This window comes from Metabacillus sp. KH_069 (genome assembly GCF_057838075.1).
Genome location: NZ_CM174460.1, coordinates 1,837,728 through 1,859,459, shown reverse-complemented (window position 1 = coordinate 1,859,459; position 21,732 = coordinate 1,837,728). Strand labels below are relative to the sequence as shown.

Genomic DNA, 21,732 nt, shown 5'->3' with positions numbered 1-21,732 from the left:
AATGAATCTAGTTTTACATATTTGTAACAATAGTGAAAAATATTGTGATAATTGACTTCTCATTGTCACATTTATTTTCCGGCCCGTCATACGGACTCTTTTTAATAAATACATACTAAAGTGAGTATTCGTCAAATCCTTGATTTTCCCTCTTAAAAAATCAACTTTTTTTTAGTTTTTGGCGCGATTGAGTCCAATTGGAAATTAATATTCGTCTAATCACAGCAATATTTTGAAACAGTCTGACTCCAAAAGCAAATATTGCTACCAAATACAAGTCTACACCAAGATGAACACCTAGAAAAGCTAAACTTGCAGCCAATATGATGTTAAAGAAAAATCCGGATACAAAAACCATCTCATCGTACATGTTTTGCAGATGAGCACGAATTCCTCCAAGCAGAGTATCCAGGGCTGCGAGAATAGCAATGGACAGATAATTCGAATATTCACCGGGAATTCGGAAATCAGTCAGCAGCCCCAATGTTATTCCTAGTATTAATCCTAAAATGGGAAGCCACATTATGATTTCTCTCCTTCCTCAACCGGCTTCATATTTTTCATCCGGATCGCATCATCATACGGCGGTATGACAATCCGGTTCTTTGGCTTTGAAATTGAAAGCCGCAGATTGTCAATTGCAAAGGTGTCCATTGTCGTGGACCCGTTCAGGCGGCTGAATAGCTTTTCTGCGTCTTCTGAAATGACTTTAATTTCAATTGGATATGAATTCAAACTGTACCCGTCCATTTTTGTCTGGCCATTAATATCACGGATGACAGTAGTATTCACAACTCTTCTGTCTGAAATAGCGACATGCTCGGCACCATATGAATTCAGCTCGTTCAACAATCGTTTCAGCAAATCTGGCGCAATATTTTCAACCTCAGTCTGAGAAACCGCTGCATCAAACAGGGGTTCTATAGTAATGACTACACCCGCTCCCGTAACTTCCGTTAAGCCCGCTTCATTTTTAAGTTCCTCAAGAGTCTCTTTCAGCGTTCTTTCTGCACTTTGACTTTCATCATTTTCGTATGTATCAATCAGCTCTTCGTATTTGCGGATCTCAAGCAACAGGTTCGACTGAGTTTCTTGTTCCTGCTTGAGCGCCTCCCTCAATTGCCACATGTCACGTGTATCTCTTACTGCCGGCTCCTGGATCGATTGAAATTGAACGGCAAGCATTAATCCAAATATCATGGTCAGCAGTGAAAAGCTGACACCCTTAAGATTTTTCTTCAAGGCAACCACCCATCAAGATTTCTTTTCTTGCAATAAAGGATTCATCTTTATTTCGTTTTTCTTCTCAAGGGTTATTACGATATTATCGTAAGCAATCTGTTCGACAATACCGCCGGCGATATTTAAAGCCTGGTCCAGAACAGCAGGCTCTCCGATGGCAGATATGACAAAGGGAGCTGGATATTGATTTCCATCCACGGTGACGACAGGACCATTACAATATATATACGAATCATGTGATAATCTTTGTCCATTGATGGCTACGGCGCTTGCACCTGAAATAAGCAATTCGTTGATTACTTTAAAAATATGGCCTTCATGAACAATGTAATTATTTACATTTTCCCCTTCTGGAATGTAGGAGGAATCCTCAAGAGTCACTTCGATCCCCTCCCCTGCTACACCCAGTTCGCCTACATACATTCTGTACTTCTCAACATCTTCAACAAGATTAAAGTAAATCTGCTTTTCATTCTTCAGATTTTCTTCAATTTCTCTTACTTTTTCCTGGCTTTTAAATAGTTCCTTTTGAAGTTCGGTATTTCTCTCCTCCTGCTTGATCAGCAGCTGTCTTGTTTCATACTCTTTGCTCCACTGTTCAGAAGATATTCCATTATTCGGACGCTGTTCTTTAGTGAGCTGATAAGAAAAAGAAACTAAAAAACCGAGAACTAGCATGATTAAAGATAGAACAACATATCTACCTCTCATCTTCATTTTCATTTTGCTCTGTCCCCTCCGGCTCTGCTTCTGATGCGGCTCCCTCTTCCGCCGCTTCCTGTTCAGCTTCATCTTTCTTATCATACGATTCAAAATAGGTTCCGACTTCCATATGAATGATGCCTTTGGAATTCGGAGCCAGCTGGCTGACAATGGCAGGATAATCAATCATTTTTTTTGAGAAGCTGCGGACTGAGGCCTGCACTTCAAATCCGTCATTCATGTACAGCGTAATATGCCATGGATCCGTTTTTTCAGGTGTATGATAGATTTCAGAAATCGCATTCTTTACACTGTCTGGAAGACTCATGAGTTCCATGGCCATTTCTTCAATCTCCTCAGCTTTGCTCCAATTAATCAGAAGCGGCGCATCGTCTGGAAAAGTTCCTTCAACCGGGTCAAGTGTTTTGCCGTTTTCAAGGATGGGAGAGTATTGATCTCCTTTCACGATATAGGCCACTTTATGATATTCTTCAACCACAATCGTCACTTTATTTGGCAATTGCTTGTCCAATTTCACATTTTGAATCTGTTCAAAATCCGAAAGGGCATCGTTCACTTCTTTTTCATTGATGCTCCAAAAGCCTGATTTTTCTGTAATTCCACTCATATTTATTATTTCTTCTTCTGATACTGTCTTATTTCCGGCAACATCTACGGAAGATACTTTGCTAAGCGGAGATTGAAAGTAGATCACCAATAAAATGAGGATGAAAAAGACGGATAAAAATAGTATTAACCTGCGGTTGGATTTTTGTTTCCGATGCTCCTTGAGCTTTGGAACTCGATCTTCAAGCGAAACGACTTTGCCTTTTTCCAACTTGTAATCACCCCTCATCCCGAAACACTTTCGGGGGCGTAAAATCATCTTTAAAAGAGAAACAAACGGCATATAGTATGCCGTTTAGCAACTGTACCTTTAATAAAGATAGTATACCACAATAAAAGGAAAAAGAGATAAGCATTCTCTACTCATTTACACCGACAATTTCAACTTCTGTTTCCATTTTGACAGCGTGTTTTTCATAAATTGTTTTTTTAACAAAATCAATTAAATCAAGAACATCTTTTGCTGTGGCATTGCCTGTATTCACAATAAAATTCCCGTGAAGTTCTGAAATTTTCGCTCCGCCGATCTGATATCCCTTTAGGCCGGATTCCTGAATCAGCTGGCCGGCATAATACGGCAGGGGATTTCTAAAAACGCTGCCGCAGTTAGGATGATCCCAAGGCTGCGTTTCTCTGCGGTAATCTTTATTTTTCTGAAGCTCTGCCACTATTTCTTCCCGATTGCCTTTATCAAGCTTCAGAACCGCTTCGAGACAAATGCCGGGACGCTTCTTCTGAAGCAGGGAAGTACGGTATGAAAACTCTAATTCTTCCGCTGTCAGCCATTCCATTGTTCCATCTTCAAACAGAATATGCGCCTTTACAAGAATTTTAGACATATCAGATCCGTGAGCACCCGCGTTCATGTAGACAGCTCCGCCAACCGATCCGGGAATGCCTCCTGCGAACTGAAGGCCTGAGAGTCCTTGTTTGCTGATGACAGTCGTTAATTTAATAAGAGAGTAGCCTCCGCCCGCGGTAATGGTATCTCCATCCACTTCAAGATGATCCAGCCCTTTTCCGAGTTTAATAACCACACCCTTAATGCCTGAATCCCCGACAAGCAGGTTTGATCCCCTGCCGATTGCTCTCCATGGAACTCCGCTTTTTGTCACGATATCCATCGTTTTTTTCAGATCTTCAATCGAATTCGGCTCTACAAAAATCTCTGCAGGGCCTCCGATTTTAATCGTCGTATGCTTTGCCAGCGGTTCATTTTGAACAACTTTCCCAACTTCTGCTTCTTGTAATTTCATTAGTATCTGTTCCATGACAGCCTCCTAAAATAGATTGTTCTTTTGTATATGACATTGAAGAAGGCTCATAGGAATTATAGTTCGATAGGCACAAATAATTTGATACCCTCTTTCATAATGAAATAAACCCCTATGCCTTCTGTCTTTTTTAAAATTCTATGTCAGCAATCAAGATTAAAGCTAATTTATTTTGCTGTTTTCGCATAGATTAATGTTTGGGTTATAAATGTTACCCGTTGCTTTCCGCTGCAATCCGCTTAAAGTTTTAAACATCTAGTTTAAAAGCAACAAACTGTATGAAAATAACCTTTATTTTTCAGCAAGAACCTGTATTTCTTTATATAACTTGGCTGCAGCATCTGGAATGCCCAGCTGTTTAGATGCTGCTGACATTTTTTGAAGATTCTCCGCATCAAGCAATATAGCATCCATCTCTTTTATTAATGCAGCACTTGTGAGGTCTTTTTCAAGGATTAATGCCGCTGCATCATGATCACTTAAAGCCCGTGCATTTTTTTCCTGATGATTTGCCGTAACGTAAGGACTGGGGATCAGAATACTTGGAAGCCCAAGCGCCGTTATTTCTGCTAATGTAGTAGCACCTGACCTGGCAACAATTAAATCAATCCCTTTTAAGACTTCAGGCATGTTATGAATGAAAGGTTTGATTACTACATTTTCAGGGAGATTCTTAACTTGATCCATAACGTGATCATAATGAACTTCACCAGTTACATAGATAACTTGATAATTTTTATTTTTCATTTCATCAAGCATTCCGATCACAGCATCATTAATAGGCTTTGCCCCTCTGCTTCCTCCCATAATCAGCACTGTTTTTTTATCGGGCTTAAGAGCAGGGTCCTTATAATGTCTTACATCATCCGTTGCTACTTCAGACGCTCTCGGATTTCCGGTCAGCACTGTTTTTTCAGCAGGAAAATAGCTTCTTGCCTCTTCAAAACAAATCGCTACCTTATCTACATACCGGGCTAAGAATTTGTTCGTTACTCCCGGCAGGCTGTTTTGTTCATGGATAATTGCGGGAACCTTAAGCTTAGAAGCGGCATAAACAACAGGTCCGCACACATAGCCGCCTGTGCCGATTACAACATCAGGCTTAAATTCTTTTATGAATTTTCTGCTGTCGCTGACGCCTTTGAAAAAACGCATGATTGTCTTTGCATTATCCAGAGAGATTTTTCTTTTAAAACCTGAAATTTTGATTGAACGAAAAGCTACTCCTGCTTTTGGAACGATTTTAGACTCCAGGCCATTATCTGTGCCGACATACAAAAATTCCGCATTTGGATCATTTCTTTTTATTTCATTTATTAAAGCAAGAGCAGGATAAATGTGCCCGCCTGTCCCGCCGCCGCTTACTAAAATTTTCATATGTATCCCCCATTAATTAGAAACATTTTCAAAAATATTCAACTTTAGCTTAAAAAAATGATAAACCCTGTTTTTCAACAGGGTCTTTTTCAACTATAAAATGTAAGTTCAGTATCTAGCATATCTGCTAATATTAAGCAGAACACCAACTGCCATCAGCATGAGCGTCAATGAAGATCCGCCGTAGCTCAGAAATGGCAGGGTAATGCCTGTTACCGGCATCAGTCCCGTTACTACTCCAATATTGATCATAACTTGAATCGCAACCATTGTGATGATGCCAATCGCCAGAAAAGAACCATACAGATCCGGGGCACCGAGGGCTATTCTTACACCGCGCCACAGTAACAGACCAAACAGCAAAATGATCAGAGACCCGCCGATGAAGCCCAGCTCCTCTGCCAGGATTGCAAAGATAAAATCTGTTTGCGGCTCTGGCAAGTAAAAGAATTTTTGCCTGCTCTGTCCAAGGCCAAGACCAAATAGTCCGCCTGGACCAATCGCATACAGGGATTGAATGATTTGAAATCCGCTTCCCAAGGGATCTTCCCATGGATTTAAAAACGATGTGATCCGCTTAATCCTATAGGGAGCTGATAACACTAATCCTACGAATCCGGCAACTCCGAGCAAACCAAGCAAACCAAAATGAGTAATTCTCGCTCCGGCAACAAAGATCATCACAATACATGTCCCGACCATAACAGTTCCAGTTCCAAGGTCAGGCTGAAGCATAATTAATGCAAATGCAGTAAACACAAAGCCAAGTGAGGGAAAAAGACCTTTTTTAAATGATGTTATTTTTTTTTGATTTTCAGACAGAAATTTAGCCAAAAAAGCGATCATGGCAAGCTTCATGAACTCAGAAGGCTGAATGGAAAACGCGCCGACTCCAATCCAGCTGCGTGAACCATTTCTCTCCATTCCAATGCCCGGAACTAAAACAGCCAGAAGCAGTACAAAACAAATAATAATCAGCATCTTTGCCCAGGTTCTCCAAGTCCAGTAATCTACATTCATTAAAAAAAACATGGCGATTACACCTACACCCGCAAAAAGCAGCTGCCTCTTTGCAAAGAAAAATGAATCTTCAAATTTATAAGTTGCCCAAACTGCGCTTGCACTGTAAACCATGATCAGTCCAATCGTCAGCAGCAGCAAGGTAATGATGACTAGAATGAAATCTGGTGCAGATCTTTTTGCCGTCAACGCCGAACACCCCAATATTATGGAATTAGGGCTCAAGCTTTGTGGCAATGCGTGTACGAGCCCTTTACTTTAGCTTATGCACGGCGTTCTCAAACATGTCTCCTCTTTGCTCAAATGTTTTATATTGATCCCAGCTAGCGCACGCAGGAGATAAGAGAACAATGTCACCATCTTGAGAAATGTCAAACGCCGCCTTAGCCGCTTGTTCAACATTATCGACACGTTTGATCACTTCTATTCCAGCATCTCCTGCTATTCTCTCAAGTTTTGGCGCCGTCTGTCCGAATGTGATGATTGCCTTTACATTGCTTAGGAATGGGATAAGCTCATCAAACTCATTTCCGCGATCCAAGCCTCCTGCAAGCAGAATTGTCGGCGCATCAAAGGCCTGGAGCGCTTTAGATGTCGCCAATATATTGGTAGCTTTAGAATCGTTGTAATATTTTACTCCGTCAATCGTGCTGATAAACTGCAGACGATGTTTAACACCTTTAAAAGCAGTCAGAACTTTTTGAATGGCGCCTGTTGAAGCTCCATATAGTTTTACCACACAGATTGCAGCAAGGATATTCTCAAGATTATGCTTGCCCGGAAGGACAATATCTTTTATTTCAATAATCTGCTCATCGTTATACCATAGCGCTCCATTACTAATATAAGCGCCTTTTTCAAGCTTCTCGGAAACGGAGAAATAAACGATTTGACCTTTTGAATTTTCTGCTGCCCGGCGGACATCCATATCATCATAATTCACGACAGAATAATCATCAGCCTGCTGATTTTCATAGATTTTCGCTTTTGCAAGGGCATATTCTTCTCTAGTGCCATGATAATCAAGATGGGCATCAAATAGATTCAGCAGCAGCGCTATTTTCGGTCTGAATTTGATTGTACCCATAAGCTGAAAAGAAGACAGCTCAGTCACAATGACATTTTCTTCAGAAGCATGTTCAGCGACCTCACACGCAACGGTGCCGATGTTGCCGGCAATTAAAGATTTCTTTTGATCCGCTACAAGCATTTCGTGAATAAGAGTAGTCGTGGTTGTTTTTCCATTTGATCCCGTTATTCCGATCATATCGGCTTCAGAGATTAAATAAGCGAGCTCTACTTCTGTGACAATCGGAATCTTCCGCTCCAATGCAACAGCCAGCAGTGGATTGGAATAAGGAATGCCAGGGTTTTTGACAATGTATTCTGCATGATCAAGAAGCTCTATCGGATGACTTCCGCACAGGACCTTCAGGCCAGCAGCCTGAAGCTCTTGCGCAGACTCATTTTCCTCGAATGGCTTCATATCATTGACTGTTACTTTCGCACCGAGTTTATGTAAGAGCTTTGCAGCAGCTAAACCGCTTTTTGCAAGCCCCAATACAAGTACATGTTTATGAGTAAAATCTTGAATACTTTTCATCTTATAACCACACCTCTATATAGATTCCCAGAATGGCAAACACGAGTCCCACAGACCAGAATGTTACGACAACTCTCCATTCTGACCAGCCGGTTAATTCATAGTGGTGATGAAGCGGGCTCATCTTAAACACCCGTTTTCCAGTTGTTTTAAAAGAAATAACCTGAATAATAACAGACAGCGTTTCGATAACGAAAACTCCGCCGATTAAGACAAGAAGAATTTCAAGCTTTGTTAAAATAGCAACCGTAACAATAGCTCCACCGAGTGCGAGTGATCCTGTGTCACCCATAAATACTTTTGCAGGATGGGCATTAAAGACAAGAAAACCAAGAACCGCTCCGACAACAGCCACTGAAAAAATAGCCACGTCATATTGAGATTGATTCCATGCAAGAACAGCAAATGCTCCGAAAGCAATGGCGGCCGTACCAGAAAGCAAGCCATCAAGCCCGTCTGTCAGGTTAACAGCATTTGATCCGCCGACAAGCATAAAGATAATCAGAATCACATATGCCCAGCCTAAATCAAATCCAAATTCTGTTCCTGGTATGCGGATTTCTGATGAAAACCCATATTGTCTAAAAACGATATAGAAAATAACTGCAATCATAATCTGGCCTATCAATTTCTGTTTTGATGTCAGGCCGAGGTTGCGCTTCATCACAACCTTAATAAAATCATCCAGAAAGCCGAGAAGGCCGTATCCGAACATAACAAATAAAAGCAAATACATTTCCACACTTGGTTCTGCAAATTTATAGCTCATGACAAGCGTTGTCACAATGACAGACAGGATAATCATGATCCCGCCCATCGTTGGGGTGCCTGATTTTTTCTGATGAGATTTCGGCCCTTCATCCCGAATGCTTTGTCCGAACTTAAGCCTTCTTAAAAATGGAATAAAGATGGGAGATATCAGAACACTGATTAAAAAACCCATAATAATTGTAAATAAAATAATTTGTTCGAGCATGTTTAGATCCTCCCTGAATAACTGCGTGATGACCGCTTTTGATTACGGATTCATCATAAATACAAGCTTGTGAATTTCTTAAATACATGTGTTGCGGCGAATCATTATTAAATCCGTTCTTTAATAGCTTTCAAGGCTACTTCGCGATCATCAAAATCGAAAATCTGCGTTCCGATCTGCTGATACGTTTCATGGCCTTTTCCGGCAATTAAAATGACGTCTCCGGGCTTCGCATTGGCAACGGCAAAATAGATGGCTTTCTCTCTATTTTCAATGGAGTGATAATATTCTCCCCTGACCCCATCTTCCATTTCATTCAATATGGCGACAGGATCTTCACTTCTAGGATTATCGGATGTAAAGATCGGTTCATCTGCATACTTAACTGCAATCTGTGCCATGATTTTGCGTTTTGTCCGGTCACGGTCACCGCCGCAGCCGACAACGACAAATGTCTTTCCAAGAACAAATTGTTTGACCGTAGAAAGAACATTTTCGAGACTGTCTGGAGTATGGGCATAATCAACAATGACAGAAAAGTCCTGTCCGCCGTCGACAACTTCAAAACGGCCTCGAACGCCTTCAATATCTCCCAGTGTAGCAGCAATAACAGATAGAGGCACATTAGAAGCAAGACTTGCAGCTGCAGCAGCAAGCGCATTATAGATGCTGAATTTGCCGATCAGCTTCATATTTATCTTCTCAGTGCCCTGTGGAGTCACAAGATCAAATGACGTACCGCTTGGAGACATCGCAATATTTTTTGCCATCACATCACACTCTGAATCAATGCCATACGTTAAAACATGTGCTGCCGTCATTTTCATGAACTCGGACGAAGCTGAGTCATCACCGTTCAGGACAGCTGTTTTAGGCTTATTTTGATCGAACTTGTTGCCAAGCTGCGAAAATAGAAGACCTTTAGCTGCACGATATGAATCCATAGTCTCATGATAATCAAGATGATCCTGTGTCAAGTTTGTAAAGACAGCTACGTCATAGTCACACCCATGAACACGACCCATATGCAAGGCATGGGAGGAAACCTCCATAATGGCATGGCTGACTCCTTTATCAACCATCTTTCCAAAGGTTTTTTGCAGAGTCAGGCTCTCTGGAGTTGTGTTTTTAACACTTAATTGTTCATCACCGATTTTTATGTACATCGTGCCGATTAATCCGGTTGTATGACTGGAATTTTGAAGAATTTTCTCAATCAGATGCGTTGTTGACGTTTTGCCGTTTGTGCCTGTCACGCCAATTAAGTGAAGCTTATGTGTAGGCTGCCCGTAAAACGTGTCTGCAAGGAGCGCCATCGCTCTTTTTGTGTTATTAACTACAATAACAGGTACGGAAAGTGACAGAGGCTTCTCAGATAATACAGCAGCAGCCCCCCTGCTGACAGCCTGTTCTGCGTAATCGTGGCCATCTACTGTGTACCCGCTGATGCAAATAAATAAACTTCCTTCCTTCACTTCTCTTGAGTCCATTTCAATCGAGAGAATCTCTGGATTTTCATTTACGCTCAATTTCGTATTTTGCAGCTGCGATAGCAGTGTCTGTAATTTCATCATGACCAAATCCTCTCAAAAACCAACAATAGTTTCTTTCTTTATTTTTATACAAAATCATCTATTTTCAAAAAAACGCACAGTTCTTATTTTATCTCATATTAGCTAAAAGAGCCATATCAGCTTTAAAAAATGTGTTTGTCAGGGACTGGGTCTTTTCATGCTCTAAAATAAAAGCGAGGCAAACACGTTTTGTGGTTGCCGGCTTTTTTGCTGTATAAAAAGAGTTTTTACTCGTTCTCTGTTTTTTTATCGCTTTTTCCTAAATAAAGACGGAGAGTTGAACCTTCTTTCACTTTCACTCCGGCTGCTGGAGACTGCTGGACAACCGTGTCGCCGGAACCTGCAATATCAAGCTTCAGGTTAACCATTTGCTCTCTTAGCTCCGTTGTCGTCAGCCCTAAAACATTCGGGACATTGACAAGTTTTGTGTCTAGCCATGTATATTCTTTTTCGATTTGATCTTTTCTCGGCTTCACACCAAGCTCTCTTAAACTGTCTTCCATGATGTTTCCTACAATTGGCGCAGCTACCGTTCCCCCGAACTGAACAGTGCCTTTTGGGTTATCAACAGCCACATAGACGACGATTTCAGGGTCATCAGCGGGTGCAAAACCAATGAATGATACGATATAGTTATTTTTCAAGTAAACTCCGTCTTTGACCTTTTGGGCGGTTCCCGTTTTACCGCCGACACGGTATCCATCGACAAATGCATTTCGCCCTGTTCCTTGTGCCACTACACTTTCTAACGCATATCTAATCTGTTTTGACGTTTCTTCTGAAATCACCCTGCGCTTTGCCTCAGGAGCAGTCTGACTGACAACGTCTCCGGTAATTGGATCAATCCATTCCTTGGCAATAAAAGGCGTATAAAGCGTTCCGCCGTTAACCGCCGCTGAAACGGCTGCCACCTGCTGAATAGGTGTAACCGATACCCCTTGGCCAAATGCCGTTGTCGCCTGTTCAACAGGTCCGACATTTTTAACATTGAAGAGGATTCCTCTCGCTTCTCCCTGCAGATCAATTCCGGTTTTCTGCCCGAAACCAAAGTTTTGAATATATTTAAACAGCGTATTTGTGCCGAGTCTTTGTCCTAATTCTACAAATCCCGGGTTGCATGAGTTCTGAACGACTTCAAGAAATGTCTGACTGCCATGGCCGCCTCTTTTCCAGCACTTCAGTCTTGCTCCTCCTACTTCAACAGATCCGCCGTCATGAAAGTGTTCTTTTTGCAGATTTACTTTGTTCTCTTCCAGGGCTGCAGCCAGTGTAATAATCTTAAAGGTTGATCCTGGTTCGTATGAGCTCCATACAGGAAGATTGCGGTTGTATATAAGCGGATCTACATTTCTGAAATCCGCAGGGTCAAAGTCCGGTCTGCTTGACATCCCGAGAATTTCCCCATTTTTCGGATTCATGGCAATGGCAATCATGCCGTCAGGATTGTATGCCGCCTGGGCGTTATCCAGCTCCCGCTCCATAATGGTCTGGACTTTCGAATCGATTGTTAATTTTAAATTTAATCCGTCTATTGGAGCTGTATATTCATCCGCTTCCTCGGGCATTCTTTTCCCTTTTGCATCCGAGTAGAATTTCACATACCCTTTCGTGCCTTTCAGCTGTTCATCGTAATAGGACTCAAGACCAAGCAATCCCTGATTATCAATGCCGGCAAAACCAAGCACATGTGAGAGGTAGCTTCCAAACGGATAATGGCGTTTGGAATCTTCCGCTATGTATACTCCCTTCAGTCCGAGGGCGCGGAGCTCTTTTGCTTTTTCATGAGATATTTTTCTTCCTTCAGGATTGATGCGCTGTATGGACTGCTTCTTTGTTATAAGCTCATAAGCTCTTTCTTTAGACATATTTAATACAGAAGCAAGCTTTTCAGCCGTATCTGCCGGATTTTCCACCTGCCTCGGCACTACAAGGACCGACGGAGCACTCATATTCGTTGCAAGCTTGACGCCATTCCGGTCAAGGATCTCGCCCCGTTCAGGTTCAAATGGAATGTTTCTGCTCCAGGAGTCCTTAGCAAGAGCAGTTAATTTATCCCCAATAAAAAACTGAACGTATCCAAGACGGACATCGATAATAATAAAAATCAGAAATCCAAATAGCAGCACCATTGCCAGACGCTTTCTGACAGTCACATTTGAAACGCGCATAGAATTATACTCCTCCTTATTCAGGCTCGTTCAAATATATGCTTGTACAGAAACATCTAGAACATTTAGAGATTAGGAGAAGGCAGTCGAACGTGTAATAGATCATCCATGCATTTGACCGAAAAAAGCTTGATCAACGATGTTGACCAAGCTTTGTTTCTACCTAGCTTCTTCTTCCTCATCAGACTGATGATTATCTCCGCCGTCTGGCTGTTCCGGGCTTTCAAGCTTTACAATTAACTGATCATTCTCTTGTACTGTTTCGTTTTTGGATATATTTTGAGAAACGACATAGCCGTTTCCGTTTATCTTGAGATTAAGATCAAGGAAGTTAGCAAGCTTCATTACGTCCCTTGATGACCAGCCATTTAAGTCAGGCATCTTGATTTTTCCATCTGTCTGCAAAAGCACACGTTCATTGACGATCATTTTTTTGCCGGCTTCGGGATATTGAGCGGTAATTTCATTGCCGGATCCAAGAATCAGCGGCTGGATATTGTTTGATTTCAGCCATTTTTCAGCTGATGCTGCATTTTCACCGACAAAGGACGGAACTTCTGCCCCAATTTCAGTTTCCGTTTTCTTAGGCTGTTCTTCCGCTTCTTCAGAAGGCTGGATTTTCAAATACTGAAGGCTGTTTTTCATAACAGTATTAAATACGGACGATACAGGCATAGAGCCTGTTTCTGTGTCTTTCAGATTAGGCTGCTGGACTGCAACATAAACAAGGAGCTCCGGATCTTCTTTGGGCGCCATTCCAAGGAATGAAAAAATAAAATTATCCCGGCCGCTTAAATATTTTCCGTCACTTCCTGCAATTTGAGCTGTTCCTGTCTTACCAGCTACCTCATACCCTTCAATCTGGTACGGTTTTCCGGTACCTTTTTCTGAACTGACAACTGTTTCCAGAATGTCGAGCACTTCTTTTGACGTTTTTTCAGAAATAGGTGTGCCTGCCACTTCCGGCTTATTTTGTTTGATCACTTTGTCATGATCAACGTCAACAATTTTATCAATGATATAAGGCTTCATCATCTTTCCGCCGTTTGCAATTGCAGTTGCTGCCTGTACCTGCTGAATCGGCGTCACGGTTGAACCCTGGCCGAATGCGGTCGTTACTTTTTCAATATCATATTTATAGTTGAACTTCCCGTTTGCCTCGTTCGGCAGATCAATTCCGGTTTTTTCATTTAATCCGAACTTGTTCATATACTGCATAAATCGATCAGGTCCAAGCTTTTCTTTTGCAAGGATGGCCATCGCTACATTGGATGAGCGCTGAACACCTTCTAAGAAGGAAATCGTTCCCCAGCCAGTCTTATTATGATCGCGGATTCTCCCGCCTTCCACTTTATAGGCTCCCGACTGATACAATTCATTGCGGTTAAATACGCCTTCTTCAATCGCAGCCGCAAGCGTGAAAATTTTCATCGTCGATCCCGGCTCAAATGGATAGGCAACAGCATCATTGTAATAATTGTTGATATCACGGACATTCGGATCAAAGCTCGGGCGCTGCCCCATTGCAAGAATCTTCCCTGTCTTTGGATCCGCCACAATTCCGATTATCTTCTCTGGTTCATATTCCTCTGCAGCTTCATTCATTGCATCTTCTAGGAATGTTTGAACCTTCTGGTCAATCGTCAGATAAACATTGTCTCCGTTATCAGGTGCTACTATTTTTTCTTCTCCATTCGGGAGCTTAAACCCTTGTTTATCTCCCTCATAGACTTTGTAGCCATCTTTTTCTTGAAGATATTTATCAAGACTTTTCTCAATTCCAAACATGCCTACCGTTTTATTTGATTCTTCGTCTCTTTGAGCATATCCGATGATATGTGAGGCAAATGTGCCATTCGGGTAGTAGCGGTGGGTGTCTCTGATAAATCCGATACCCGGAAGTTTCATTTTCTCAATCTTCACCTTTAATGAATGGCTGATGTTTCTTCCCGCAGAACCAAACTCTACCTGAAAAGCATCCTTAGATAAAATGGCACTGACCTCGCTCTCATCCATATCAAGCAATGGAGCAAGTTTCTCAGCTGTTTCTTCCGGTTCAATCACATGCTTCGGTTTTTTCGGACTTGTTGTCATGCTGTCATCAAGAACGGCAACCAAAGTATAAGTAGACGTATCCTGAGCAATTGCTTCTCCTCTTCTGTCCAAAATGGAGCCCCGGTTTGCTTCAATGCCGCGTTTTCTCTCGTATTGCTCCTGAGCGCGTGCCGCGAGGATTTCTCCATTTACTTCACCCGTTGTCTGCAAATACAGGAATCTGATGATTAAGACAAAAAAGAGCAATGCAAATATTAAAGTTAATATTGCTGCTCCTCTGTTCATATTGATATTTTTCGGCTGTGTCATGATTAATCGTTAACAACTTTCACATTTTTTACATTGTCTGGATTAAGGTTAAGCCCCTGCTTTTTTGCTTCAGTCATGATTCGCTCATATGTGCTTAATTCTTTTACTTGGACAGATAAGTCGGAATTAGTTCTTTGCTGATCCTGTATTTGCGCCTCAATCTTCTGAATCGCAATGTTTGACTGATAAACGGTTACGCTGTTTGATACGATTTGGACGGCTGCAAATAAGAGGACAGATAAGAAAGCGACAATAAGCACTTTTTCCCCTACTGTTATGGTTGGTCTTCTTGTAATGACGACCGTTTGCTGCTGCTCGGGCATTTGCTTATGCTGCTCTTGCCTTTGCTGCTGTAATTTCACTGCTAAATTACTCATGAACCAATACCCCCTCTGATTTTTTTGATTTCTTTATAGTTTTTCTAAGATTCTAAGTTTGGCTGATCTTGCCCGGTTGTTTTCTTCTAGTTCTTCGTCTGATGGCACGATCGGTTTTCTTGTGATCAGTTTTACTTTCGGTTTAAATTCATCCGGTATAACCGGCAAGTTGGGAGGCAATTCCGGTAAAGCAGCAGCTTGTTTAAATGCTGTTTTGCAGATTCTGTCCTCTAATGAATGGAACGTTATGACACTGACTCTGCCGCCGGGTTTGATCAGATCGACAGCTTGTCCAATCGCTTCTTCAAATACTTTCAGTTCATCGTTTACCGCAATTCGGATCGCCTGAAAAATTCGTTTGGCAGGATGCCCGCCTTTTCTTCTTGCTGGAGCAGGAATCGCATCTTTAATTAATTCCACGAGCTCTCCAGTTGTTTGGATCGGCTGTTTTTCTCTTGCTGCTTCTATTTTTCTCGCTACCTGCTTTGAGAATTTTTCTTCTCCGTAACGGAAGAAGATTTTGACCAGCTCTTCATATGTCCAGTGATTCACCACATCAAATGCGGAAATGCTGGCATGCTGATCCATTCTCATATCAAGAGGTGCATCGTGATGATAGCTGAAGCCTCTCTCAGGTGTATCTAATTGCGGCGATGATACGCCAAGGTCAAATAAAATGCCGTCTACTTCAGTAACACCTAACTCTTCCAGTTCTTCTTTTAAATACCTGAAATTGCTTTTTATAAATGTAACCTGTCCCGCGTAATCTGCCAGAATTTCTTTAGCATGCGAGAGGGCTGCATCATCCTGATCAAAAGCGAAGAGGTGGCCATCCTTAGACAGCTTGGACAGCAGATAAGAGCTGTGCCCCGCTCCCCCTAAGGTGCAGTCTACATATACACCGTCTTCTTTAATGTTTAATCCTTCTACCGTTTCACGCAATAATACTGTTTTATGTTGAAACATTGCTGTTACCACCTTTATCAGAGTCGATTGTTTTGGATGTTTAAATATGATGTTGGAATGTCTTATTACTCATTGTTTGCACAAGAGACCATTATATATCAAAACCAATCATATTTTCAGCAATTTCGGCAAATGAATCTTCCTGCTCTGTCACATATGTATCCCAAATTGCCTTATCCCATAACTCGATCCGATTTGATACTCCGATAACAACACATTCTTTTTCAAGCTTTGCATATTGCAAAAGCGGTGCTGCCAAATTAATGCGGCCTTGCTTATCGAGCTCGCATTCAACAGCCCCTGAAAAGAAAAACCGAGTGAATGCACGTGCATCTTTTTTTGTTAACGGGAGAGCTTTAAGCTTATCTTCGATCAATTTCCACTCGCTCATTGGATAACCGAACAAACATTGATCAAGTCCTCTTGTGATGACGAAAGTTTCTCCGAGTTCTTCCCGGAACTTGGCAGGAACAATCATGCGGCCTTTTGCATCAATCGTATGATGATATTCACCCATGAACATGTCCGTCGCCCCACTTTCTTTCTCTCAGTCACCACTTCCCCCCACTTCTCCCCACCTCCTATTCTACACGTTCTTTTCATAAAAAAAAACCCTGTATTCCACAGGATTTCAGAAAATCGTTATTTAAATTTTGACAATTTTATGATGATTGTTAAAAGAATAGCGAAGCTGCACGATTTCGTCTAAAAAATTTGGACCGTATTTATTCAAATAGTAGTAAATATTCCACGTTCTCTCCTGAAAACCGTCATTCGGCTTGAGAGATTTCCCGATTCTTGTGAATTTTTCCATTTCCACCCGATGTTTTTGTTGAATCTTCTTGTCGATATGAGAATTCAGTAAATCGAGCTGAGCTTGAATAAAATACGCATTTTTCATTAAAAATGGCTCCAAGCTTTTGTCAATAGTCAAAGCTGACTCACGAAGTTCACGGTGAATCTGTTCAAATTGCTTTTTCGTGTCTTCAATTTTAGGTGACATTCGAGACGGTTCTCTTTTTGACACCCATTCTTCACGCGCTTTTTCAACACCTCGAGTAAAAACATCTTCAATCCCGATCTCCACATCCATCAAGTCTGTTTCAATCGAGCGCTCCAAAATGGTGATGTTCAGTCTTGGAACGACAGGCGGCATTTCAAAATCAAAAACTTGAAAGACTTTCTTCAATTCCGCCCAATAAGTAAGCTCCCCAGGCCCTGCAATAAACGCCAGGGTCGGCAGGATACATTCCTGCATTAATGGTCTTGTGACAACGTTATTGCTCAGTCTTTCGGGACTTTGTTCAGCAAGGTGCCTCAGTTCCTCTTCAGTAAACGTTAATTTATCATCCACTGAATATGTTTTATCTTTTGAACGGCGGAGCAAAGAGCGTTCATGATTTTCATGATGATAAAACAGATTGGCACTGGTCTTTTCTGTTACAATGATCGGCTGATAGCCCGCTGAATTCATAAATTCCTGCTGTGCTTCAAGCGCTTCCGATATTTCTTCATTTTTTCTGATGAACTGCTGGAAAAATGGCGATTCCATTTTTCTTAGGTCAGGATCGGCTGAGTTTATAATAACAAGTCCGTATTCAGAAAACATTTCATATGTAAGTTTTTCAAAAAATTGAGTATACGTTTTTGACGCACTTAATGTGTGTTTCAGACTTTCCATCAGCATGTTTGAATAATCTGTTTCACCGAAGGTTTCAAAAACGGAGCAGATCCAATTCCAGCATTCCTTTTGGTCGAGCTCTTTATGGAAAACAGGAATTTTTTCGGATTGCGTGTCTTTAACCGCTTTCTTTTTTATAACTTGATTTTGCGATACATATAAATGATTGATTTCCGCAAAATCATGGTCCTCGCCTGCAACCCAGAAAATCGGGATGACGGGAACAGACAGCTTTGCTTCCTGCTGCTTTGAAAGGACGAGAATGGAAATAATCTTATGTATTGTATAAAGCGGCCCCGTAAGTAAACCTGCCTGCTGGCCCCCGACAACTACAAGACTGTCCGGCTGTTTAAGACGTTCAATGTTCTCGGTCACTGCATGATTTTCAGGAAAGTGTTTCTGGTGATAGGATAAAAGGTAATCCGATAATTCTTCCCGTGCAAACGTTCTATTTTTTAAATCGTTCATTCTCTTCTCATAGACATCATTATTTGTAATCTGATAATCAAAGTAATCCACCGTATTTAACCTTGCATGAACCAAATCTTCCACAAGGCGGTTCGTGTGGCGAAGGGAGAGTTCAGTAATCTCCATTTGTGTAACTTCCTTTCCGGGTTATGTAAGCTTCCGAGAAGAGTATAGCATTTATTGCTTCGAAAATAAAAAAAGTTTGCCTGAGATTTTACAGATATTCAAGGATTCCGGAAATGATTCCATATACAGTAAGAAACGTTGAGAGCGGCAGCAAAAGTAAAAATGAGAAACGCCAGCATTTTTTAAATGCAATGGCTATTGAAATGGACGATTGCGATCTGATAAGGATAAGCAAACCCGTAAACATGATGAGGAGGCAGACGAAAAATAAGCCGCCGTAAAAAGCAGTTTGTGATAATGTAAGCAATTTGAAATAAATTGAGAATATAAATAAAACCACACCGATGTCCGCAGCAAGCAGCAAGGCTCTTTTTTTGCTGTTTGTCATCATAATCATAAGAAGAAACAGCAGGAAAAAACTAAGCAGCGGAAGTGTAACAGCAAATGCAAAGATACTGATTATAGAATCGATTATAATCATCCTTCCATTCCCCTAATGGCCTGATATAAGAAATGCAGGACAGGAACTTCAAGCTTTTCAGTTTCTGCCTGATTGATTAAGCAGCCAATGATTCCATCAATCTCTGTCTTTCTGCCTTCTTCAATATCTTTCAGCATTGATGACCGATTTTGAGCAGTGTTTCTGCATATGTCCATGACATGCTCCCATTCTTCTTGTCCTTTCTGAAAAGCCAAAACTTTCATTGCTTCATGAAATACACTCTCTGTCATTTTATTAAACATGGGGTTTGAAGCAAGCTCGCCATTTGGGACCCGCAACAAAGCAGTCAGAGGATTTATGCAGGCATTCACAAGCAGTTTCCGGGACATCATTTCCTTCCAGTCTCTTATATATTCAAATGGAAAATACTCCATTTGCATCTCCAGGATAGGCAGCTCTTTTGAACGCTCATCAGGATAAAGTGAGCTGACCTTAATGCATCCCAAACCTGTATGCTTAACACTATTGTCACTCAGTTTTAATGCACCATGCTCTACTGTACCCACAAATATGCGGTGTCCTTTCAGTGTTTGAAGCAAAGGTATATGGGACATGCCATTCTGCAAAAAAAGCACGGTTTTAGGCGGACTCTTTTTCAAGGCATCAAGTATAGAATCCAGCTGATATTGCTTGACCGTTACAATTAGAAGAGGTTCTTTATATGAGGAGTTTTCTTCTGCTCCGAGGTTAATAGATATGTTCTCATGACGTTCCCCGCGCACGAGGGTTATTCCTGCATCGTTGATAAGATCTGCTTGCTCTTTGCGCCTTGTATACAGCGTCACTTCATGGTATTTGCTTAAATACGCGGCACTGAGTAATCCGACTGCTCCTGAACCGATAATTCCTATCTCCATAAGCGCATCCCACCGTTTTCCCTTAATTCTTTTATCATACCAAATATAAGAAGTATTTCCCATATATAACTAGCAGGAAATAAGAAAAGCGGAATCTCCCGTTTAGCGCAGGCAGACAGAAAAGGATCCGCCAGTTAAGGCGCTTTTTGCCAATACTTGCGGATCCGTTCTGGCCGAGGAGCCTGAGCGATTCCGCTCGCCATCGAAGCGCAAAATTTTATACTTTCCTAAAAAATAAGAAAAGCCAGCTCTGAAAGCTGGCTTTTCCACCTGCACTATACCGGATAAACCGGGTGCTTCCGTTCACTGAATGCTAGCTGTTTTGTTTCATATAAAGAGAAGCGGGAAATAAGTTCCTCTCTAAGATCATCTGCGGAAACAATGTCATCCACAATCATTTCAGATGCAAGCTTATAAATGTCGATATTCTCTTTATATTCCTGCTGTTTTTGAAGGACAAATTTCATTCTCTCCTTCGGATCTTCAATTTCATTGATTTTATTTGAATAAATCGCATTAACTGCAGCTTCAGGACCCATAACAGCAATTTGGGCTGTAGGAAGAGCAATCACACAATCCGTTTCAAAAGCCGGTCCTGCCATTGCATAAAGGCCTGCACCGTATGCTTTTCTGACGATAACAGAGATCTTTGGAACCGTAGCAGAGCTCATGGCAGCGATCATCTTAGCGCCATGGCGGATAATTCCCGCTCTTTCTACCTTTGTGCCAATCATGAAGCCCGGCACATCCGCAAGGAATAGCAGCGGAATATGGAACGCATCCGCAAGCTGCATAAACTTAGCGGCTTTGTCTGCTGAATCTACAAATAAAACTCCGCCTTTTACCCGGGGCTGATTAGCAATGACCGCAACAACTTTACCGTCCATCCGGGCAAATCCTGTAATGATTTCCGGTGCGAATAAGCGTTTAATTTCAAAAAAGCTTCCCTCGTCTATAAGAGCGTCGATGCACTCATACATATCAAATGGCGCATTCTGATTTTCCGGAACAATTTCAGACAGCCTTCTGCCCTGCTTTGGAGCAACCGCTTCAACAGGCACCGAAGCATGCTGATAATTTTGCGGAAAGTAAGTTAAGTATCTTCTAGCTTCTAATATGGCGTCTTCTTCTGTTTTTGCAAGAACATCGCCGCATCCGCTTACAGAGCAGTGCATTCTCGCTCCGCCCATTTCTTCAAGGCTGACTTTTTCACCGATGACTTTTTCTGCCATTCGCGGCGAACCCAAATACATGGAGGCATTTCCTTCGACCATGATGACAATATCACAAAATGCCGGGATGTATGCTCCTCCAGCTGCTGAAGGACCAAATAGAAGACAGATTTGCGGAATCATCCCTGACAATTTAACCTGGTTATAAAAGATTTTCCCTGCACCGCGCCGATTTGGGAACATATCAATCTGATCCGTAATTCTCGCTCCGGCTGAATCCACCAGATAGAGCAAGGGAACTTTTAATTTTTCAGCTGTTTCCTGAATGCGGATGATTTTTTCAACCGTTCTTGCCCCCCAAGAGCCGGCTTTGATGGTAGAATCATTTGCCATTACGCAAACGGTTTGGTTATTGATTTTCCCGATGGCCGTAACCACGCCGTCTGATGGCAGGTCGCCTGCCTGGTTATTCGCAAATTTCCCATCCTCTGTGTATTTTCCATTATCAAACAGACGGTTAAGTCTCTCTCTCACAAACAATTTTCCCTGCTGCTGCAGTTTTTCATGATATTTAGGGTGTCCGCCGGCTTCAATTTCAGCTGTCTTTTCTTTAAGGATTTTGACCAATTCATCCGTTTTCAACATTGGAAATACCT

19 protein-coding genes are annotated in these 21,732 nt (G+C 41.7%); all 19 read right to left on the bottom strand.

The window, feature by feature from the left end:
* Positions 1–160: 160 nt before the first annotated feature.
* Positions 161–523 (bottom strand): small basic family protein, encoded by a 363-nt coding sequence (locus AC3ISE_RS09205; RefSeq protein WP_070879087.1) that lies wholly within the window; start codon positions 521–523, stop codon positions 161–163.
* Positions 523–1,242 carry a DUF881 domain-containing protein gene (locus AC3ISE_RS09200; protein WP_489223962.1) on the bottom strand — a complete coding sequence of 240 codons (720 nt, stop codon included), beginning with the start codon at positions 1,240–1,242 and terminating at the stop codon, positions 523–525. Before AC3ISE_RS09200 ends, AC3ISE_RS09205 begins: the two co-directional genes overlap by 1 nt.
* A 12-nt stretch (positions 1,243–1,254) precedes the next feature.
* Entirely contained in the window at positions 1,255–1,953 is a 699-nt protein-coding gene (locus AC3ISE_RS09195; RefSeq protein ID WP_489224301.1) for a DUF881 domain-containing protein, read from the bottom strand.
* The gene (locus AC3ISE_RS09190; protein WP_489223961.1) at positions 1,943–2,782 is read right to left on the bottom strand and encodes a cell division protein FtsQ/DivIB; all 840 of its coding nucleotides are present in this window, start codon (positions 2,780–2,782) and stop codon (positions 1,943–1,945) included. The genes AC3ISE_RS09195 and AC3ISE_RS09190 overlap by 11 nt, the downstream gene beginning before the upstream one ends.
* A 148-nt stretch (positions 2,783–2,930) precedes the next feature.
* The gene (murB, locus tag AC3ISE_RS09185; RefSeq protein ID WP_489223960.1) at positions 2,931–3,842 is read right to left on the bottom strand and encodes a UDP-N-acetylmuramate dehydrogenase; all 912 of its coding nucleotides are present in this window, start codon (positions 3,840–3,842) and stop codon (positions 2,931–2,933) included.
* Positions 3,843–4,136: 294 nt separating this feature from the next.
* Complete coding sequence (gene murG / locus AC3ISE_RS09180) at positions 4,137–5,222, bottom strand: undecaprenyldiphospho-muramoylpentapeptide beta-N-acetylglucosaminyltransferase (protein WP_489223959.1); 1,086 nt, start codon at positions 5,220–5,222, stop codon at positions 4,137–4,139.
* A 108-nt stretch (positions 5,223–5,330) separates the two neighbouring features.
* Positions 5,331–6,431, bottom strand: a complete 1,101-nt coding sequence (gene spoVE, locus AC3ISE_RS09175) for a stage V sporulation protein E (RefSeq protein WP_489223958.1) — start codon at positions 6,429–6,431, stop codon at positions 5,331–5,333.
* 64 nt (positions 6,432–6,495) lie between these two features.
* Positions 6,496–7,845: a UDP-N-acetylmuramoyl-L-alanine--D-glutamate ligase gene (gene murD, locus AC3ISE_RS09170; RefSeq protein ID WP_489223957.1), complete on the bottom strand. Its 1,350-nt coding sequence runs from the start codon at positions 7,843–7,845 to the stop codon at positions 6,496–6,498.
* Position 7,846: 1 nt separating this feature from the next.
* Positions 7,847–8,821 (bottom strand): phospho-N-acetylmuramoyl-pentapeptide-transferase, encoded by a 975-nt coding sequence (gene mraY, locus AC3ISE_RS09165; protein ID WP_489223956.1) that lies wholly within the window; start codon positions 8,819–8,821, stop codon positions 7,847–7,849.
* A 107-nt stretch (positions 8,822–8,928) separates the two neighbouring features.
* Complete coding sequence (locus tag AC3ISE_RS09160; RefSeq protein ID WP_489224300.1) at positions 8,929–10,392, bottom strand: UDP-N-acetylmuramoyl-L-alanyl-D-glutamate--2,6-diaminopimelate ligase; 1,464 nt, start codon at positions 10,390–10,392, stop codon at positions 8,929–8,931.
* Positions 10,393–10,622: 230 nt separating this feature from the next.
* A complete protein-coding gene (locus AC3ISE_RS09155; protein WP_489223955.1) occupies positions 10,623–12,563 on the bottom strand; it encodes a stage V sporulation protein D in 1,941 nt (646 codons plus the stop codon).
* A gap of 159 nt (positions 12,564–12,722) precedes the next feature.
* Positions 12,723–14,927, bottom strand: a complete 2,205-nt coding sequence (locus AC3ISE_RS09150; RefSeq protein WP_489223954.1) for a penicillin-binding protein — start codon at positions 14,925–14,927, stop codon at positions 12,723–12,725.
* 2 nt (positions 14,928–14,929) lie between these two features.
* A complete protein-coding gene (ftsL, locus tag AC3ISE_RS09145) occupies positions 14,930–15,304 on the bottom strand; it encodes a cell division protein FtsL (protein WP_489223953.1) in 375 nt (124 codons plus the stop codon).
* A gap of 33 nt (positions 15,305–15,337) precedes the next feature.
* On the bottom strand, positions 15,338–16,270 hold the full coding sequence (gene rsmH, locus AC3ISE_RS09140) for a 16S rRNA (cytosine(1402)-N(4))-methyltransferase RsmH (RefSeq protein ID WP_489223952.1): 933 nt from the start codon (positions 16,268–16,270) through the stop codon (positions 15,338–15,340).
* A gap of 91 nt (positions 16,271–16,361) precedes the next feature.
* A complete protein-coding gene (gene mraZ / locus AC3ISE_RS09135; protein WP_133311264.1) occupies positions 16,362–16,793 on the bottom strand; it encodes a division/cell wall cluster transcriptional repressor MraZ in 432 nt (143 codons plus the stop codon).
* Positions 16,794–16,916: 123 nt separating this feature from the next.
* Positions 16,917–18,545 carry a bacillithiol biosynthesis cysteine-adding enzyme BshC gene (gene bshC, locus AC3ISE_RS09130; protein WP_489223951.1) on the bottom strand — a complete coding sequence of 543 codons (1,629 nt, stop codon included), beginning with the start codon at positions 18,543–18,545 and terminating at the stop codon, positions 16,917–16,919.
* A gap of 88 nt (positions 18,546–18,633) precedes the next feature.
* Positions 18,634–19,026 carry a DUF3397 family protein gene (locus tag AC3ISE_RS09125; protein WP_489223950.1) on the bottom strand — a complete coding sequence of 131 codons (393 nt, stop codon included), beginning with the start codon at positions 19,024–19,026 and terminating at the stop codon, positions 18,634–18,636.
* Positions 19,023–19,904: a 2-dehydropantoate 2-reductase gene (locus AC3ISE_RS09120; RefSeq protein ID WP_489223949.1), complete on the bottom strand. Its 882-nt coding sequence runs from the start codon at positions 19,902–19,904 to the stop codon at positions 19,023–19,025. The genes AC3ISE_RS09125 and AC3ISE_RS09120 overlap by 4 nt, the downstream gene beginning before the upstream one ends.
* A 275-nt stretch (positions 19,905–20,179) precedes the next feature.
* Complete coding sequence (locus AC3ISE_RS09115) at positions 20,180–21,721, bottom strand: acyl-CoA carboxylase subunit beta (RefSeq protein WP_489223948.1); 1,542 nt, start codon at positions 21,719–21,721, stop codon at positions 20,180–20,182.
* Positions 21,722–21,732: the final 11 nt, after the last annotated feature.

Coding starts and splice junctions, on each gene's coding strand:
- AC3ISE_RS09205 (WP_070879087.1), bottom strand. CDS start 523: ATGTGGCTTCCCATTTTAGGATTAATACTAGGAATAACATTGGGGCTG.
- AC3ISE_RS09195 (WP_489224301.1), bottom strand. CDS start 1,953: ATGAGAGGTAGATATGTTGTTCTATCTTTAATCATGCTAGTTCTCGGT.
- murB (WP_489223960.1), bottom strand. CDS start 3,842: ATGGAACAGATACTAATGAAATTACAAGAAGCAGAAGTTGGGAAAGTT.
- murG (WP_489223959.1), bottom strand. CDS start 5,222: ATGAAAATTTTAGTAAGCGGCGGCGGGACAGGCGGGCACATTTATCCT.
- murD (WP_489223957.1), bottom strand. CDS start 7,845: ATGAAAAGTATTCAAGATTTTACTCATAAACATGTACTTGTATTGGGG.
- mraY (WP_489223956.1), bottom strand. CDS start 8,821: ATGCTCGAACAAATTATTTTATTTACAATTATTATGGGTTTTTTAATC.
- AC3ISE_RS09160 (WP_489224300.1), bottom strand. CDS start 10,392: ATGAAATTACAGACACTGCTATCGCAGCTGCAAAATACGAAATTGAGC.
- AC3ISE_RS09155 (WP_489223955.1), bottom strand. CDS start 12,563: ATGCGCGTTTCAAATGTGACTGTCAGAAAGCGTCTGGCAATGGTGCTG.
- AC3ISE_RS09150 (WP_489223954.1), bottom strand. CDS start 14,927: ATGACACAGCCGAAAAATATCAATATGAACAGAGGAGCAGCAATATTA.
- ftsL (WP_489223953.1), bottom strand. CDS start 15,304: ATGAGTAATTTAGCAGTGAAATTACAGCAGCAAAGGCAAGAGCAGCAT.
- rsmH (WP_489223952.1), bottom strand. CDS start 16,270: ATGTTTCAACATAAAACAGTATTATTGCGTGAAACGGTAGAAGGATTA.
- mraZ (WP_133311264.1), bottom strand. CDS start 16,793: ATGTTCATGGGTGAATATCATCATACGATTGATGCAAAAGGCCGCATG.
- bshC (WP_489223951.1), bottom strand. CDS start 18,545: ATGGAGATTACTGAACTCTCCCTTCGCCACACGAACCGCCTTGTGGAA.
- AC3ISE_RS09125 (WP_489223950.1), bottom strand. CDS start 19,026: ATGATTATAATCGATTCTATAATCAGTATCTTTGCATTTGCTGTTACA.
- AC3ISE_RS09120 (WP_489223949.1), bottom strand. CDS start 19,904: ATGGAGATAGGAATTATCGGTTCAGGAGCAGTCGGATTACTCAGTGCC.
- AC3ISE_RS09115 (WP_489223948.1), bottom strand. CDS start 21,721: ATGTTGAAAACGGATGAATTGGTCAAAATCCTTAAAGAAAAGACAGCT.